Origin of the sequence: Colwellia sp., assembly GCF_013215345.1 — a bacterium.
In the GTDB taxonomy this organism is placed as follows: domain Bacteria; phylum Pseudomonadota; class Gammaproteobacteria; order Enterobacterales; family Alteromonadaceae; genus Colwellia.
This window is the reverse complement of record NZ_JABSOV010000001.1, coordinates 56,916-73,828: the sequence shown is the minus strand read 5'-3', so window position 1 is coordinate 73,828 and position 16,913 is coordinate 56,916. Positions and strand designations below refer to the sequence as shown.

General features: G+C 38.8%; 15 protein-coding genes. 10 read left to right on the top strand and 5 right to left on the bottom strand.

What is annotated here, in order from left to right; genetic code table 11:
* Positions 1–248: 248 nt before the first annotated feature.
* The 4 genes from ilvC to HRT50_RS00295 all read left to right on the top strand — a co-directional run bounded on the left by ilvC (position 249) and on the right by HRT50_RS00295 (position 4,391).
* A complete protein-coding gene (ilvC, locus tag HRT50_RS00310) occupies positions 249–1,730 on the top strand; it encodes a ketol-acid reductoisomerase (protein ID WP_291610152.1) in 1,482 nt (493 codons plus the stop codon).
* A gap of 136 nt (positions 1,731–1,866) precedes the next feature.
* Positions 1,867–2,181: a pyrimidine/purine nucleoside phosphorylase gene (locus HRT50_RS00305; protein ID WP_291610150.1), complete on the top strand. Its 315-nt coding sequence runs from the start codon at positions 1,867–1,869 to the stop codon at positions 2,179–2,181.
* Between the two features lie 187 nt (positions 2,182–2,368).
* Entirely contained in the window at positions 2,369–3,304 is a 936-nt protein-coding gene (locus tag HRT50_RS00300; protein WP_291610148.1) for a glycoside hydrolase family 16 protein, read from the top strand.
* A 103-nt stretch (positions 3,305–3,407) separates the two neighbouring features.
* Positions 3,408–4,391: a Gfo/Idh/MocA family oxidoreductase gene (locus tag HRT50_RS00295; protein WP_291610145.1), complete on the top strand. Its 984-nt coding sequence runs from the start codon at positions 3,408–3,410 to the stop codon at positions 4,389–4,391.
* A gap of 36 nt (positions 4,392–4,427) precedes the next feature.
* Here the strand turns inward: HRT50_RS00295 and HRT50_RS00290 are convergent, their stop codons facing one another.
* Complete coding sequence (locus tag HRT50_RS00290) at positions 4,428–6,062, bottom strand: winged helix-turn-helix domain-containing protein (protein ID WP_291610144.1); 1,635 nt, start codon at positions 6,060–6,062, stop codon at positions 4,428–4,430.
* Positions 6,063–6,228: 166 nt separating this feature from the next.
* Here HRT50_RS00290 and HRT50_RS00285 point away from each other — a divergent pair, with 166 nt between their 5' ends.
* Both HRT50_RS00285 and HRT50_RS00280 read left to right on the top strand, forming a co-directional pair.
* A complete protein-coding gene (locus HRT50_RS00285) occupies positions 6,229–7,197 on the top strand; it encodes an SPFH domain-containing protein (protein WP_291610142.1) in 969 nt (322 codons plus the stop codon).
* 37 nt (positions 7,198–7,234) lie between these two features.
* On the top strand, positions 7,235–7,693 hold the full coding sequence (locus tag HRT50_RS00280; RefSeq protein WP_291610141.1) for an NfeD family protein: 459 nt from the start codon (positions 7,235–7,237) through the stop codon (positions 7,691–7,693).
* Positions 7,694–7,761: 68 nt separating this feature from the next.
* Here HRT50_RS00280 and HRT50_RS00275 read toward each other — a convergent pair whose 3' ends face one another.
* Both HRT50_RS00275 and yegD read right to left on the bottom strand, forming a co-directional pair.
* On the bottom strand, positions 7,762–8,628 hold the full coding sequence (locus HRT50_RS00275) for a hypothetical protein (protein ID WP_291610139.1): 867 nt from the start codon (positions 8,626–8,628) through the stop codon (positions 7,762–7,764).
* Positions 8,629–8,734: 106 nt separating this feature from the next.
* On the bottom strand, positions 8,735–10,096 hold the full coding sequence (yegD, locus tag HRT50_RS00270; protein ID WP_291610137.1) for a molecular chaperone: 1,362 nt from the start codon (positions 10,094–10,096) through the stop codon (positions 8,735–8,737).
* Positions 10,097–10,555: 459 nt separating this feature from the next.
* Here yegD and HRT50_RS00265 point away from each other — a divergent pair, with 459 nt between their 5' ends.
* On the top strand, positions 10,556–10,945 hold the full coding sequence (locus tag HRT50_RS00265) for a Fis family transcriptional regulator (protein WP_291610135.1): 390 nt from the start codon (positions 10,556–10,558) through the stop codon (positions 10,943–10,945).
* 274 nt (positions 10,946–11,219) lie between these two features.
* Here the strand turns inward: HRT50_RS00265 and HRT50_RS00260 are convergent, their stop codons facing one another.
* Complete coding sequence (locus HRT50_RS00260; RefSeq protein WP_291610133.1) at positions 11,220–12,509, bottom strand: glutamate-5-semialdehyde dehydrogenase; 1,290 nt, start codon at positions 12,507–12,509, stop codon at positions 11,220–11,222.
* Positions 12,510–12,600: 91 nt separating this feature from the next.
* On the bottom strand, positions 12,601–13,698 hold the full coding sequence (proB, locus tag HRT50_RS00255) for a glutamate 5-kinase (protein WP_291610131.1): 1,098 nt from the start codon (positions 13,696–13,698) through the stop codon (positions 12,601–12,603).
* Between the two features lie 351 nt (positions 13,699–14,049).
* On the opposite strand from proB, the gene HRT50_RS00250 reads away from it, so the two are divergent.
* From HRT50_RS00250 to HRT50_RS00240, 3 genes are read left to right on the top strand one after another with little or no spacing between them, the layout of a single operon-like run.
* A complete protein-coding gene (locus tag HRT50_RS00250; protein ID WP_291610129.1) occupies positions 14,050–14,961 on the top strand; it encodes an acyltransferase in 912 nt (303 codons plus the stop codon).
* A gap of 59 nt (positions 14,962–15,020) precedes the next feature.
* Entirely contained in the window at positions 15,021–16,283 is a 1,263-nt protein-coding gene (locus tag HRT50_RS00245; protein ID WP_291610127.1) for a mechanosensitive ion channel family protein, read from the top strand.
* 40 nt (positions 16,284–16,323) lie between these two features.
* On the top strand, positions 16,324–16,875 hold the full coding sequence (locus HRT50_RS00240; RefSeq protein ID WP_291610125.1) for a DUF962 domain-containing protein: 552 nt from the start codon (positions 16,324–16,326) through the stop codon (positions 16,873–16,875).
* The last annotated feature ends 38 nt before the right edge of the window (positions 16,876–16,913 follow it).

Here is a 16,913-nt window from a genome sequence, read left to right as displayed (position 1 = left end):
ATTGCTCAATCGAGCGCCTTGCCCTGATTTATTTTTCCTATGCACAACAAGATCACAAACTTAATGAAACTGGTATTGGTAGCTTTTATTGTTGCAAAAAACGCAACGTAGTGGTGCGAATATATCACTTTTTGCAACGTGATATCTAGGGTATGGTGTTTACATTGAAAAAAACATTGTTAAAAGAACAGTCAGCAAGCTGACTCGATTAATAACTAATTTTTAGAACCAAATTCAGAGGAACCAGCATGAGCAACTATTTTAATACCTTAAGCTTACGTGAAAAATTAGGCCAATTAGGCCAATGTCGTTTTATGAAGCGTGAAGAATTCAGCGATGGCTGTAACTTCATCAAAGACTGGAACATTGTCATTGTTGGTTGTGGTGCTCAAGGTTTAAACCAAGGTTTGAACATGCGTGATTCTGGTTTAAATATTTCTTATGCGCTACGTGATGCAGCAATTAGCGAAAAGCGTCAATCTTGGCAGTGGGCTACAGAGAATGGTTTCACAGTAGGTAACTACGCTGAATTAATTCCTCAAGCTGACCTAGTATTAAACTTAACACCTGATAAACAACATACTTCTGCCGTTACAGCGGTAATGCCGTTGATGAAGCAAGGCGCTACGCTTTCTTATTCACATGGTTTCAACATTGTTGAAGAAGGCATGCAAGTTCGTCCTGACATCACGGTTGTTATGGTTGCACCTAAATGTCCTGGTACTGAAGTACGTGAAGAGTACAAACGTGGTTTTGGTGTACCAACACTAATTGCAGTTCATCCAGAAAATGATCCACAAGGCAACGGTTTAGCGATTGCTAAAGCTTACGCCAGTGCAACTGGTGGTGATAGAGCGGGTGTTTTACAATCATCTTTCATTGCTGAAGTTAAGTCTGACTTAATGGGTGAGCAAACCATTCTTTGTGGTATGTTGCAAACAGCAGCAGTATTAGGTCACAAACAATTAATCGCTCAAGGCATGGACGCAGCTTACGCACGTAAATTATTACAGTATGGTTTAGAGACTACTACTGAAGGTCTTAAACATGGCGGCATCACTAACATGATGGACCGTTTATCAAACCCAGCTAAAATCAAAGCGTTTGATATGTCTGAAGAATTGAAAGTTATCTTACGTCCATTATTTGAAAAGCATATGGATGATATTATTGAAGGTCGCTTCTCTGAAACTATGATGGCAGATTGGGCTAATGATGATGTTAACTTATTAACATGGCGCGCTGAAACTGCAGAATCGACATTTGAATTAGCGGCAGATTGTGAAACAGCAATTACCGAACAAGAATATTACGACAAAGGCATCTTTGTTATTGCCATGATTAAAGCCGGTGTTGAGTTAGCATTTGAAGCTATGGTTGCTGCTGGTATCGTTGAAGAATCTGCATATTATGAGTCTCTTCATGAAACGCCATTAATTGCTAACTGTATTGCACGTAACAAGTTATACGAAATGAACGTAGTAATTTCTGATACTGCAGAATACGGTAACTACTTATTTACTCACGCAGCAGTACCTCTTCTTGAAGAGTACACGGCTAACTTAACATTAGAGCAATTAGGTGAAGGCCTAAAAGCTAGCTCAAACAATGTTGATAATGCGCGTTTAATTGAAGTGAATGAAGCCATTCGTAGCCATGGCGTTGAAGTGATTGGTAAAGAGCTTCGTGGTTACATGACTGATATGCAAAAAATTGCTAGTGCAAAATAATACACCTCTTTTCAAGTAGAGTGGGTTAATCAATACAAACGGCAGATGAAGTTAAATTCAATGCCGTTTTTTATTGCCAATAATATCCAGATTAAATCAAATTAAATATAAATAAAGCCTAAACAAGGAACTACCTATGTCAGAGTTTAAAGAAGTTACCGTTACTAAAGCAGCCAGTGTTTATTTTGATGGCAAAGTCACCAGCCGTAAGCTCACCTTTAACGACGGTAGTTTTAAAACCTTAGGTATCATGATGCCGGGTGACTATAAATTCGCTACCGCGGAAAAAGAGTTAATGGAAATTACTGCCGGTGAATGTGAAATATTATTGGCTGGCTCTGATACTTGGCAAAACATTAGCGCAGGCCAATCTTTTAACGTTGCAGCGAATAGCTCCTTTGAAATCAAAGCTAAAACCTTAGTGGATTATTGTTGTACTTATATAAGCTAGATAAAACCCTCTATCATTAAAATAAGCCTGTTGACCCTATGTTTACAGGCTTTAATAAAATTTAACCCGTCAAAATCCTATCTTTAATATTATTTAATTAGCAAAACTACTTCCTAAGTGTTTCATTGTTGCTAGAACAATAACGGCTCACTACAACAACCTTTACCTAGGTAGGAATTAAATAATAATGATGTCCTCTTCAGCACTAAGCCATTTAATCATTGGCACTATCGCTTTAATTGCGAGTTCAGCTAGTCAAGCAAACCCCGAAAGCACAGATGCAAATAGCAAAGTAATGTTTGATGATTTTAGCTATAAAACTTTAGCTGAGGCGCAAAAAAATGGCTGGGTGCCTCGAACTCAAGTAGGCCATCCAGGTATCAAAAATGCTACTTGGTGGTCAGAAGGTATTAGTTTTCATCCTGATCAAAGCAATGCCAATAATACCGTAATGCGTTTAACCTCTAAAACGGATGGTAGCGCTGAAAACACCCGTCATACACAAATATGTCATCAACGTAAGTATCTAGCAGGTACTTATGCAGCACGTTTATATTTTAATGACCAACCTGATTTTGGCCCAGATGGTGATGGCATAGTAGAAACTTTTTACACCATAAGTCCGCTCGAAGCGCCAATGGATAAAAATTACAGTGAAATGGATTTTGAATACCTTGCCAATGGTGGCTGGGGCGAGAAAGAAAATGTATTGTTTTCTACCTCTTGGGAAACATTTCAGCTTGAACCTTGGACCAAAGAGAATGCCTTTGATACCTATGTAAAAAGCTTACAGGGCTGGAATACTCTAGTACTGCAAGTTTTCGATGACTCCATTAAATATTATATTAATGGTCATTTATTTTCAGAGCATGGTAGTGATGTTTACCCAGAAGTGGCAATGTCGATGAACTTTAATTTATGGTTTATTCCAGAGCAAATTGTCGCAAGTACGCAAATGCGTCAATACCATCAAGAAGTTGATTGGGTGTACTTTAACGCAGATAAAAAGCTGTCATCTCAAGAGGTAGTAACAGCAGTAGCGAAGTTGCGCGCCGGTAATGTTAAGCAGAAAGATACTGTGCCGCATTGGCAGCCTAAACTTGATAGCTACTGTGGCTTGTAATAGGCATATATAGATATAATGAAAGAAAAATCATGGTGAGCTATTAGCTAAGCCATGATTTTAGCCATTTAGAATATGAGTAAACAACTATGACTAAGAAATTATGATAGCTAAAGATAAGGTGATTCGTTGGGGAATTATAGGTTGTGGTGCGGTAACGGAAGTTAAGAGTGGTCCAGCCTATCAAAAAACAGCGGGCTTTGAACTCGCGGCGGTAATGCGTAGAGATGTAGCGTTGGCAGAAGATTATGCCCAACGTCATCAGGTGGCTAAATTTAGTGATAATGCTGCTGATCTTATTAATGATGACAATATTGATGCAATATATATTGCTACGCCACCCGATAGTCATAAACATTATGCGCTACTGGTAGCAAAAGCGGGTAAGCCTTGTTGTATAGAAAAGCCCTTAGCACCCAATTACCAAGACAGTTTAGCTATTGAACAAGCGTTTCAGCAAGCTAAAGTACCGTTATTTGTCGCTTATTATCGCCGCTCTTTACCTCGATTTAATAAGGTTAAAAGTTTACTAGAGAGTAATGCTATTGGCCATATTCGGCATATCAGCTGGCAGTTAAGTAAGCCTGCTAATGCTATAGACTTATCGGACCAATATAACTGGCGCACAGATAAAAGCATTGCAGTAGGTGGCTATTTTGATGATCTAGCCAGTCATGGCTTAGATTTGTTTGCTTATCTACTGGGTGACTTCAAGCAGGTCAGCGGTATAGGAACAAATCAGCAGGGCTTATATTCTGCCTTTGATGCCGTTACTGCCTGTTGGCAGCATGAAAATGGCGTGACCGGGGTTGGTAGTTGGAACTTTGGTGGCGCCGCAAGACAAGATAAGGTCACTATAGTGGGCAGTGCCGGTGAATTGGACTTCTCTGTTTTTGATGAGGTACCGATTATGCTCACTCAAGGTAACAGTAAAGAAGAGTTTGTTATTGAAAATCCTGAAAATATTCAATTACATCATGTAGGCAATATTTATCAACACTTAGTAAATGACAAGCGACATCCGTCAACTGGCACTTCAGCGCGACATACTAGTTGGGTTATGGATGAGATTTTAGCGGTTAGCTAAGGCTAATCCTTATTACTTGATTATTCAATAAAGTGATTAATTAACTTGATAGCTATTATTCTCAGCTAGCCAAGCGCTTACTTGCGCAATTAAGACATTACTTGTTGCTTTTATTGCAATAGCTTTAGCTTGCTCGGCATAAGCTTGAGCTTGTTTTATCTGCTGTGCAGTCAGAGCTACTTGTGCTTGCGCGAGTAATATAGCCACCTTATTAGTAGCAACACCATTTTGGTAAGCTATGGTGGTCGCTTGGCTGAAATAGTCATGACCAAGTGTTTCTTTATTTTGGGCAAAGGCTATCAGCGCTAGCTCGATAAGGGCACGGGTTTGCCCATAGCTACCTTTAAAATCTTTATGATATTGCATTGCCGCTGCCAATAGCGGTATTGCCTGCTGATATTGTTGCTGTAAACGTTTTATTTTCGCTAATTCTTCCAGAGCGTAAGCGATAAACAAGGTATCTTGGTATTGCTCTGCTAGTGTTTTTGTTAACCGAATATAAAGCTCTGCTTCGGTTAAATCATCACTAGCTGGCGAGTCATTCTGATATCGATGAATAAGTAATACACCTATCATTAAATGACTGCGAATCTCCTCTCTGTGCATTTGCTTGTGTCGCGCTTGGGCAATGTTTTCTTTCATTAAGGTAATACCTTGTTCGATATCACCACTATTAATATAACTTGCCGCCAAATAGCGACGTGCGGCCAATAAGTCATTGTTGCTTTGCAGTGCAGTAGCGAAAAAGGTACTAGCTTGCAGGTATTCTCTTTGTAAATAAAGTTCAATGCCACGTGCAAAGGCTTCATTACTAAAATTGCTGATATAAGGTTGTGACGTTTTGATAGCATCCGGGTCAAAGCGTTGTGCTATTTTTTGCACTAACTGTTCTAAAGCAGTGGCAATATCAGCAGCTAAAATCACCCCCTTTTCAACTCGCTGGCCAAGGTAGAAACTATAATCTAATTGAAAATCTTGTGGATAACCACGCAGCCGAGTTTGTACTAATAAATCAACCTTTAACGCTTGGGCGAGTACGGGTAACTTTTGAGAATCAGAGGGTTGAAAATTTTCTTGATTAGCAAAGGGCAGTGACTGGAGTAACGCTACTCTTGGGATAAGTTGCAATTGACTATTTTTCTTTAAACTGACAGTTAAATAGTCCATGCCCTGTAAAGGCACCCAATCATGAATATCATCAGGCATATCATTAATGATTGGTAAAAAAGCGACAGTAAATTTGGCAGTTTTGGCGCTTGGGCTATTACTAGCTAAAGAATAAATAACTAGGCCTATGATGGTGAGCAAGACCAGTACTGCTATTTGTAGTAACGATGCTCTGTTAACTGATTTACCAAAGAAGGAGTATTGCTTGTTAATGTGGTTGAGTTCGGCTGTCCACTGATAGCCTTGGCGTGGATAGGTTTTAATAACATGGCTGCCAAGTAAGTCACGGATTTCTTTTATTGATTGCACTAATACTTGCTCTTGTACCACTACATCGTGCCATACCTCAGCAAGCAACGCCTGCTTTGTCACCACATGGTCTTTTTCTGCGATTAAGTACTTCAGTACCGATAACGTTTTGGCTCGGATGCTGATTGTCTGACCATCTTTAATCAACAGGCCAGTAGTTAAGTTGAGCTCACTATCGTTAAAAGTAAATCGCATAAAAGAACAGTTAAAGTTTAATTTAAGGAATAAGCAGCTATGTTGGCTTAATTTAAATAACAGTGCAACCAAGAGCCTAGCTAAAATAACTTGCTTTGCTTGCTGCACTCCATTAACTTGAATTGTCTTTTAGGGAGCTAACTACATAAGTAAGGAATCTATCTCTATGAATTTATTTGAAAACATCATTTTAAGCCCTGCACTCTGGGTTGCCCTAGTTATTTTGTATACCTTAAAAAAAGGTATCTACTTTGTGCCACAAAACCGTGGCTATGTTATTTATACCCTGGGAAAATACACCAGAACCTTATCAGCGGGCTTAAACTTCATTGTTCCTTACGTGCAATCTGTTGCCGCCGATCGTAATTTAAAAGAGCAATCGTTAGAAATAGTCTCTCAGCCCGCCATCACCAAAGATAATATCACCTTGGAAATAGATGGTATTTTGTTTATGAAAGTCACCGATGCAGCGGCAGCGACCAATAATATTACTGATTACAAATTGTCGGTAACGCAGCTTGCCATGACCACAATGCGTAATGCCATTGGTTCGATGGAGTTAGATGAATGTTTCCAAAATCGTGATGCCATCAATGCTCAGATTTTAGGTTCGATGACTGAAGCGACAGCACCTTGGGGTGTAATGGTGACACGTTATGAAATTAAAGACATCACCCCACCGCAAACTATACGTGAAGATATGGAAAAACAAATGACGGCAGAGCGAGAAAAACGCTCAGTGATTTTAACCGCTGAAGGGGTTAAAACCTCCGCCATTACCGAAGCTGAAGGTTTAAAACAAGCTCGGGTACTTGATGCAGAAGCGGCAAAAGCGGAGCAAGTACTCGCGGCAGAAGCCACTAAAGAGTCACAAATTTTAGAGGCAACCGGTAAAGCGGAAGCGATACGATTAGTTGCTGATGCCGATGCCAAGGCCTTAGACGTGGTGGGTAGTGCTGCAAATACTGAACAAGGTAAAGCGGCGGTAACCTTGACCTTAGCGCAAGATGCTATTCAGGCGCATCGAGCCATAGCAAATGAAAGTACTATTGTGCTTACCGATGGTAAAACAGGCGATAACATTGCCAATACTGTTGCCCAAGCGATTGCGGTCTCAAGTAGTTTGAAGCTTTAATGTAGCTAGGGTATTAAGGCTAAGGAATTATATTAATATGCAGACATTTTTAGAAAACCATCAACTTATCTGGTATGCCATCGCGGGTTTAAGCCTAGTGCTTGAGTTAGGTATTATGGGCTTAAGTGGCCCGTTATTATTCTTTGCTATCGCCAGTGCTATCACTGGGGTGCTAATCAGTTTAGGACTTATAGACGGTTGGCAAAATGAAATATTGGTGGTTGGACTATTATCTGCTGTTATTACTTTGTTGCTGTGGAAGCCGTTAAAGAAGATGCAAAACTCACGCAGTAAAACCGACAATTCCAGCGATATGATAGGTTTGCAAGTACCGGTTAGTGACGATATCACTAAAGCTAGTGGTAGTATTCGTTACTCTGGCATTAATTGGCAAGCGCGTTTAGCTGATGATGTTGAGATTGATGTGATTGCAACTAATAGCCAATGTACTATTGTTGCGGTTACTGGGACTACCATGTTGGTTAAACCCGTATAGTTTACCAATATTATATTCGCGAAAAACGGCGTAGTAGCGCCGTTTTTTATTTATGCTTTATTTATTCCTTAATTGAACTCAATCCATAGTCGTTTATCAGCGAGCAAGGCTTTGCTTTTTTCAGATAATAAAGGGTTAGGCAAGTCAAAAATGGTGCGTTTATGAACCTTAGCCTTAGTCAAAATACCGGAGGTGATTTTGTGGTGGATAAAAAACTGTTCAAACTCACCCGAATCGAGCAAGCTTTTTAAGCCCAAGTTTAACCTTTGCTGTAAACGTTTATTGTTTTTATTTACAAAAAAGAACATCGGGGCTGGGTACCTCAACATTAAATGCTTTTCGACCACCAACTCTGATTCATCTGCTATTTCTACCCAAGGTTCATGTAAGGCTCGAGGGTAATAATCAAAGCGTTTTTTATTTAACATTGCTATTAAAGCATCAGCATGGCCGCCGATCACTTTAAAGCCATTTTTTAGTAAAATTTCAGTATCCGGCCAGGTATGCCCTTGACCAAGAGAAAGCATTTTTAGTTCCCTTAGTGACATATTTTTCTTGAATAGATACTGGCTGTTGTTACGAATAATAAAAACTCGACTGCCCATTAAACCTTTGGTAATAGGAAAGTAGATAGCTTGTAGTTGTTGCTCTAAAGCTTTTGAGGTCATGCGCCAGGTCAAATCAATGTATTCGTTTTGCTGTAACATGATTGAGCTGCGCCCTTGTGCCATATCAATATCTACAGCTTGCAATTGATAATCACCGTATTGCGTTTTACTTTGTTCAAGGGCTAAAGTCAGTAAGTCAATAAAATAGCTTTCTTTTCGATCTGGATTTTTTTCTGAGGCGACGTAGCGGACCAAATCTATTTCACTAGCAAAGGAGAAATTGCTTATTAAGGCAATAGTGATTAATACTCGACATAAATTAATCAAACCAGCAATTCCTTTTAAATTATGACTTGTGAAAGATTTAATTATAGTTTGAGTCACTACTTTCGGCTAAAAGGCAGTGAAAATCAAGCTATTGTTTATAGCAAGATTAACGATATATTCTCTCCGCCCAGCGAGCTAATCCAGAGGTGACACTACCAAAATGGTCACCAACAACGAGTGGGACGCCAGGCATTTGTTGCTGTAAAAACTCACTCAGTACCGGTGATTTTGCCGTACCACCAGTAACAAAAATAACTTCAGGCTGACACTGGGCTTCTGCCACTGCCGAGGTCATTAATTGCGCTATATTATCGAGAGTTCGCATATTCGCTTGTTTTAACGTTGCTCGTGAAACACTTACCGTAAGTGAGTCATGAATATCATTTAAACAAATAGTTTGCTCTTCATGATCTGACAGTCCAATCTTAGCTTGCTCCGCGGCATTGACTAGTTGATAACTCAGTTTATGGTCATGTACTGTTAATAAGCGTGAGACTAGTTCGCTCTCTTGAGCATCGCGACTTAATAGCTCCATTTCACGTCTATTCTTGGCGCTATAAAACTCAGTTTGTTCATTGATATTATTAATGGCCAATGCCTGCCTAAAATTAGCGGTTGGCATAGGTTTTCCTGTTTTCAATAAACTATTCATGCCTAGGCTCGGCATTATGCCTTGCAAGGCTAATTGAATATCAAAATCATTACCGGCAATGCGTCCACCAGTATGTGCCAGAAGGTGTTCGTTACGATTATCGTTATTACTGAAATCAGGGCTCATTAGTAGCATTGAACAATCACTGGTGCCGCCACCAATATCTACCACCAATACCCGGGTCTCTTTAGTGAGTGAAGCTTCAAATTCAAAACCTGCAGCGACCGGTTCATATTGAAATTCAACATCTTTAAAGCCGACACGTTTTGCCGCATTCGTTAATACATTAATTGCTTGTCGGTTACTTTCTTCGCCATGTAAACCTTGAAAATTAATCGGTCGACCGATAACGGTTTGGGTGACTTCTTTTTGTAAGGCTTGCTCGGTGAGCTTTTTTACATTGCTCATCATACAAGCGACAATATCTTCAAAAAATTGAATTTGTGTGCTCGCTAGACCACTGGCACCAAGAAATGATTTCGGTGATTTGATGTAGTATCCTTCTTCTGGATCTTCAAGGTATTGTGTTAAAGCCATTTTACCAAAGAGTAACTCACTGGATATGCCATCAAATTTTAACTCACGTAGTGCTGATTGGCCCTTCTGTAGCTGATTTTTGCGCGCAGCGAGAAAGTCAGCGTGTTGTGTGCCAACTAATTGTTGCGAGAGCCAATTAGTAATTACATCGCGGCTTGGCGCGTATAGGTTTGAAGCAATGTATGACTCGTCACCTAATAACGGAATAATGTGGGGTTGGCCGTTGCGCATAGTGGCAACACCACAATTGGACGTACCGTAATCGAAACCTATCATCATTAATACCTAGAGAATGCCTGGGAGAAAAAGGTCGCGTAGCATACACAGTAACTTAGATAATCACAAGAATTAGTGGCTGAATTTCATTTTTTGTAGTGAAGTTAACAACATAAGCGGAAAGCTAGGGTCTGTTGATTTTTCAGGGTTAAAATTTATTCAATTTAAAATGGGCTTAATCGAGGCGCGAGCTTTGTATCATAGTTATTCTATTAAAAAAGCGAGCAACAAGGAGTAAGTTCGTTTTAAATCAACCGAAAGGGCAGAACTTGTTTGAAATTTATACGGCGTTTTCGTATGTTCATGTAGCTAGCTACACTTCACATGCTCTGCCTTGCCTAAATATCAAACATGTTGCTGTAAAAGTAATCTCGAAAGATCAACAGACCCTAAAACAAATCATTTTATTGTGTTCGCTTTTAGGCGCAGTTAAAATAGCAAAAAATACTGAGAAAATTGCTGATGAAATTAACTAAAACCAATCAAAAAATTGATAATAATGTCTGTAAAGCGTTAACGGCTGCATGTGAGTCTTCTTTACATGAAGTAGCAGGCTTTGTTTGGTTAACCCATAGAGCGAATTATACTAATTTTCCTGCCAGCTTAGTGATCACTTGTGTCTTTAATACCGATGAAGAAGTAGTTGCAATGAAAGCGCAGCAGCAAGATGAAGTATTGCGCTTGAGTATTCAAAAGCAATTATTAAAAGTGGGCGTAGTGGTTAAAAATATTAAACAGAGTGTGCATTTTGATAGTGAAGAGGCTTGTCAGCGACAACACCGTGGTGAATGGGCTGATCGTTTAGCATTGAGTGTGGTAAAACAAAAACCAAATGCTCGACGTGTTCATTAAAGCCAATAGCTAATTTAAATATAATGCTGAGCCTAAGGTCTTGAATAACCTTAGGCCGAGCTATTTTTTAGAAACTATTACTTACTCTATTATTTTATAGACGAATTTGACCATCGCCAAAGACAACAGTTTTATCTGTAGTTAACGCTTTTATGTCTAATTAGAGCCCCATAGGCATACAGCTTTACAGTCGAATTTGACCATCGCCAAAGACAACAAATTTCTCTGTAGTTAACGCTTCTATGTCTAACAATAGTTCCGTATGCATACTGCTTTACGGTCGAACTTGACCATCACCAAAGACAACAAATTTCTCTGTAGTTAACGCTTCAAGGCCCATCGGTCCGTATGCATGTAACTTACTGGTTGAGATGCCTATTTCTGAGCCTAAACCTAATTGATTGCCATCAGAAAAACGTGAAGAAGCGTTGACCATGACAACGGAGGAATTAATTTGGCGTATAAAGGCTTGGCTACGCGAAATATCTTGGCTGATAATGACTTCGGTATGATCAGAGGTAAACTCATTGATATGACTAATCGCATCGTTAAAGCTAGTAACTACTTTAACGGCTATTTCTTGTGCTAAATACTCGGCTTGATAATCTTGCTCGGTTGCTAATTCAGCGTGGACAAAATAGCCAATACTATTTTTACAGGCATGTACTCTAACTTGCGCAGCATCTTCAAGCGCTTTAGCTGCTAAAGGTAAGAATTCAGCACTGATATCGCCATGTACTAAGACCGTTTCAAAGGCATTACAAGCACTGGGCTTTTGTGTCTTGCCATTCACCAAAATATCGACGGCTTTTGTTAAATCGGCATGTTTATCGATATATAAATGACAAACGCCTTTAAAATGTTGAATTACTGGGATACGACTATTTTCGCTAACATAACGGATAAGACCTTCACCGCCACGAGGGATGACCAGATCAATGGTTTCACTTTGCTTTAATAATTGCTCAATAACACTACGACTGGTATCAGGAACGACACTGACAATATTCTCATCGACATCATGGGCTATTAATACCTGATGTAAACAATGAGCGATTGCTAAGTTGGAGTGAATTGCTTCTGAGCCACCACGTAAAATTACCGCATTACCTGATTTTATACATAAAGCAGCAGCTTCGGCGGTTACATTAGGTCGGGCTTCGTAAATCATGGCAATAACACCTAGAGGAATACGCATTTTACCGACTTGAATCCCATTTGGCCGTAATGATAGTTTATCAATATCTCCGACAGGATCGGCTAAGGCAACAATCTCACGAATGGCCGATGAAATATCTTTAATACCTTGTTTGGTTAGCACCAGTCGATCGAGCATGGCTTGCGATAAACCTTTATCTCGACCGGCAGCAATATCTTTACTATTTTCATTAATAATAATGTCACTATTATTTTCAATAGCAGTGGCAAGGGCATTTAGCAGGGCATTTTTTTCACTACTGTTAAGCTGTGCGGCAACTCTGCTGGCTGTTTTGGCCTTTTTTGCCATAGTGGCGATATTAAAGTCTGTCATCTGGCTACTCTTTAGAAGGTTGTTTAATACCAACGGGATAATTAATTAATCCCGTTGGTGTCAGTATTTTTCGATAAGTTTAATGTGGGTTATAGCCGCTTTATACATTTCTTTATAAAGCTCTTTATAGAATAACCATATCATCGCGGTGTACAACCACATCACCTTGCTCATGACCTAAAATAGTGGTGATATCGTTACTGTGTTTGCCCATAATTCTTTTCAAGTCATAGTGACTATATAAAGTTATGCCTTTAGCTATCACCACATTATTTTGTGCATCAATGAGCTCGATAGCATCACCGGCTTTAAATCTATTAGTCACGGCTTTAATACCTGCAGGTAATAAGGAGGCGCCTTTATTAACCACCGCATTAACAGCGCCTTGGTCAAGACTAATCTTACCTCGGCTTTTTAAGGTGTGTTTTAGCCAATGCTTTTTGGCGGTGATAATATCTTTATCTGCGACAAAATGAGTACCTGGATTAACTTCTGCCAAAAGAGCGCTAAAAACCTCACTTTTGGTGCCGTTGACAATATAAGTATTAATGCCATGTTCTACAGCCTTTTCAGCGGCTTGGATTTTGGTTTTCATGCCACCAGTAGCCAGGTGATTACGACTTGTGCCTGCCATGGCATAAATTTCATCAGTAATCTTATCAATAGTAGGGATTAACACCGCATCATCATTGATTTTAGGGTCTTTAGTAAAGACACCATCGATATCACTTAATATGAACAAACTGTCGGCTTCACATACTTGGGCAACTAAAGCGGCAAGGTTGTCATTATCGCCTATGGTCAGATCTTTAGTGGTGACGGTATCATTTTCATTAACGATAGGTAACACACCATTAGCCAATTGAATTTTAATGGTTTCTTGAATGCTGATAAAGCGCTCTCTGTCGGCTAAATCATCTTGGGTAATGAGTATCTGACTACATGGAATATCAAAGAAGCGCTGCCAATTAGCCATCATTTGCATTTGACCAACACTGGCCATGGCTTTTTTAGTAGCGACGGAGAGTTTTGGTGAGCCATGCTGAATAACTGAACGGCCAGCTGCGACACCACCGGAGGAAACTAAAATGATCTCTCTACCTTGTTGCTGGCATTTTGTAATAAATTGCGCAATTGCTAAGGTATATTGGCCACTACAACCATCGCGAGTGGGTGCAACTAAGGCACTACCGACTTTGATTACGGCTCTATTGAAGTTCATTTTATCTCCTGTTTTTGATGCTTATTTGAGTATGCAAGAAACTGAGTAAAAACTCAATTGATAAAGATGATTATGCATTATTAATAAATGGTGAAAAGTATGTTTTCAAACGTTTAATAAAGTATATGCAGGTAACTATGCGTTTTACAGCCTTACTTTAATAAAAAACAGTGTAATTTATGCCCTTTAATAAAAAAGCGATCACTTTTCATCCTATGAAAATTTCAACTGAACGCGTTATATTAAAATGAATAGCACGGTGAGCAGACAATAAAAAATATAATTATTAGCTAAATCATGATTAAATAACGCAATCCGTGTCACTTATCCATTATTAGTAATTATCAATATATGCTAAATTTTTTACCCGCCAAACTGATCGGTTTTATATCATTTTCCCTTTATATCATTAATACGATATTTTGGCTCATGCCTATTTTAGTATTTTCATTATTTAAAGCGTTAATTCCATTACGTTTATCTAAACAAATTTTTAGTTACCTACTCGATTTGATGGCAAGTAATTGGGTTGCTACTAACAGTATTATTCAAAATATATTCACTAAAACCACTATTGTGGTGACCGGATTAGAAGAGCTTAAAATTAAGGACTGGTATTTGGTGTTAGCAAACCATCAAAGCTGGGTTGATATTGTTGTTTTACAACGAGCTTTACATGGCAACATTCCGTTTTTAAAATTTTTCTTAAAACGAGAGCTGATTTATGTACCAATATTGGGCCTAGCTTGGTGGGCACTCGATTTCCCTTTTATGAAACGCTATAGCCAAGCTTTTTTAAAGAAGAATCCGCATTTGCGTGGTAAAGATTTAGAAACAACCAAAAAAGCCTGTGCTAAGTTCAAGCACAAACCGGTTAGTGTGATGAATTTTATTGAAGGTACTCGCTTCAGCGATAAAAAGCATAAAAAACAAGGCTCACCATTTAACTATTTGTTGAAACCTAAATCAGGTGGTATGTCTTTTGTTTTAGATGCCATGGGTGAACATTTAACTAAAATTGTTGATGTGACTATTTATTACCCGGATGGCATTCCTAATTTCAGTGATTTTGTTAGCGGACAAGTAGAAAGAGTACATATTGAAGTGCATTCCTTTGATATTGCCAGTGAATTAGGGCATATCAATTTTTCAGATCGTAATGATAGAATTGCTTTTCAAAAATGGTTAACGCAATTTTGGCATGAGAAAGATGCCCGCCTTGAAAAAATTAGGCAGCAGTATGACGCTCAGAATATTAGATAAAACCTACGCTTACTAGTGCTGAGCTAATTAACTCACCGAGAAAATGACAGGAGATATGTATGAATGAACTGATCAGTATTTGGTTGAGTGAACAAGGGCTTAGTGCTAAGTATTTAGCCAGTGCCGCCATCGCCATTGGTATCAGCTTGATATTTCTTCTTGCCGCGTTCAGTTATTACCTCGCTAAACATCAAGTATTAAACTTGATAAATAAGATGATAATCAATAGCAAAAATACTTGGGATGATGCATTGATGGAGCATGGTGTGCTCAATCGCATGACCTTGCTGTTACCCTTGGTAATAATCCTTTTTTTAACACCTATCATTATAGAAGCTAGCAGTGTCGCTAATTCCCTCTTGATAGTATTAAGTAAGGTATTGTTAACTTTTCAAATATCTCGCTGTATTAGCGCTTTGTTAAATGTCAGTAAAAGCATATACCAAGAAAGTGCCAAACAGCGCTTTTTACCGTTAAGCGCCATTATTCAAATCATTAAATTAGCGTTATATTTAGTGACCAGTATAATTATTATTTCGCTTATTATAGACCGTTCACCAGTGTATTTATTGAGTGGTTTAGGGGCTTTAACCGCGGTGTTATTATTGGTTTTTCAAGATACCATCAAAGGTTTGGTCGCCAGTATTCAAATCTCAGCAAACCGTATGGTGGTTGCTGGTGATTGGGTTGAATTACCTGAATATGGCGCCGATGGTGATGTATTGGAAATAGGCTTAAGTACGGTAAAAATAGAAAATTTTGATAAAACTATTACTACGGTACCCACTTACGCTTTGATAAGCGGCTCTTTCAAAAACTGGCGTAATATGTATAACACCGGAGCGCGCCGCATTAAGCGTACGATTATTATTGATATTGCCAGTATTGATTTTTACAGTGCCGAACAAATAAATAAGCTCACTAAGGCCAATTTACTACACGGTTACCTTAGTGATAAAAAGCAAGAACTGGCGAAAAGTGGACCAGGAAATAACAGTGAACAAAATAATGATGAAACTGCCCAAGCGCTGAGTTCTCTCAATAACCGACAATTGACTAATATCGGTACATTTCGCGCTTATATCACCAAATACCTACAACAAAATAGCCTTATCCGCGCGGACCTAACTTGTATGGTTAGGCAGCTTACTGCGACGCAAGCGGGTTTGCCTTTGGAAATATACTGCTTTGCTAATACCACCAATTGGCTTGAGTATGAGGCAATCCAAGCCGATATTTTTGATCACCTATTTGCTATTGCACCGCAGTTCGATTTACGTATTTTTCAGCACCCCAGCGGTCATGATTGGAAAAATAACTGATAAAAAACTCATACAATAATTAATAAAATAGAGTATTAAAATGAAATCAATTGAAGAGCAATTAGCCCGCTATAAAAGTGTACATTTAAATCAAAAAAATATTAATACCCATTTTATTGGTGTGCCCTTGATTGTTTTGGCCGTCACCTTGATGCTAAGTACTATAGGCTTTGAAATAAGCGTGGATGATGTCTTAAGCACATCCTTCAATTTAGAATTTAACTTGGCTATGGTAATTTTTGCGGTTATAGCTATTTATTATTTGTTTTTGCACCGACTATTAGCTTTGGGTATGCTGGTTTATATCTCAGTAAATTTGTTTGTCGCGCACTTATTTAGTGGTATTGATAACTTGTTTTATATTGCTATAGGTCTGTTTGTTATTGGTTGGATTATTCAATTTGTCGGACATCATTATGAAAAAGCGAAACCGGCTTTTGTTGATGATTTGAGCCAGTTTCTCATTGGACCATTATTTTTAATGGCTGAAGTGTATTTTATGCTCGGTTTAGAGCCAGTATTAAAAGCTCATATTACTTCACTAGCAGTAGAAAAACGTAAAGCATTAGAACAGCAAAAACGCGCTAAATAGCCTGAACTAACTAGCTTGAAATTATGTGGCGATAAAAT

What these genes read in the sequence shown, in the direction of transcription:
- ilvC (WP_291610152.1), top strand. Translation starts at nt 249, where the DNA reads ATGAGCAACTATTTTAATACCTTAAGCTTACGTGAAAAATTAGGCCAA.
- HRT50_RS00305 (WP_291610150.1), top strand. Translation starts at nt 1,867, where the DNA reads ATGTCAGAGTTTAAAGAAGTTACCGTTACTAAAGCAGCCAGTGTTTAT.
- HRT50_RS00300 (WP_291610148.1), top strand. Translation starts at nt 2,369, where the DNA reads ATGATGTCCTCTTCAGCACTAAGCCATTTAATCATTGGCACTATCGCT.
- HRT50_RS00295 (WP_291610145.1), top strand. Translation starts at nt 3,408, where the DNA reads ATGATAGCTAAAGATAAGGTGATTCGTTGGGGAATTATAGGTTGTGGT.
- HRT50_RS00290 (WP_291610144.1), bottom strand. Translation starts at nt 6,062, where the DNA reads ATGCGATTTACTTTTAACGATAGTGAGCTCAACTTAACTACTGGCCTG.
- HRT50_RS00285 (WP_291610142.1), top strand. Translation starts at nt 6,229, where the DNA reads ATGAATTTATTTGAAAACATCATTTTAAGCCCTGCACTCTGGGTTGCC.
- HRT50_RS00280 (WP_291610141.1), top strand. Translation starts at nt 7,235, where the DNA reads ATGCAGACATTTTTAGAAAACCATCAACTTATCTGGTATGCCATCGCG.
- yegD (WP_291610137.1), bottom strand. Translation starts at nt 10,096, where the DNA reads ATGATGATAGGTTTCGATTACGGTACGTCCAATTGTGGTGTTGCCACT.
- HRT50_RS00265 (WP_291610135.1), top strand. Translation starts at nt 10,556, where the DNA reads ATGAAATTAACTAAAACCAATCAAAAAATTGATAATAATGTCTGTAAA.
- proB (WP_291610131.1), bottom strand. Translation starts at nt 13,698, where the DNA reads ATGAACTTCAATAGAGCCGTAATCAAAGTCGGTAGTGCCTTAGTTGCA.
- HRT50_RS00250 (WP_291610129.1), top strand. Translation starts at nt 14,050, where the DNA reads ATGCTAAATTTTTTACCCGCCAAACTGATCGGTTTTATATCATTTTCC.
- HRT50_RS00245 (WP_291610127.1), top strand. Translation starts at nt 15,021, where the DNA reads ATGAATGAACTGATCAGTATTTGGTTGAGTGAACAAGGGCTTAGTGCT.
- HRT50_RS00240 (WP_291610125.1), top strand. Translation starts at nt 16,324, where the DNA reads ATGAAATCAATTGAAGAGCAATTAGCCCGCTATAAAAGTGTACATTTA.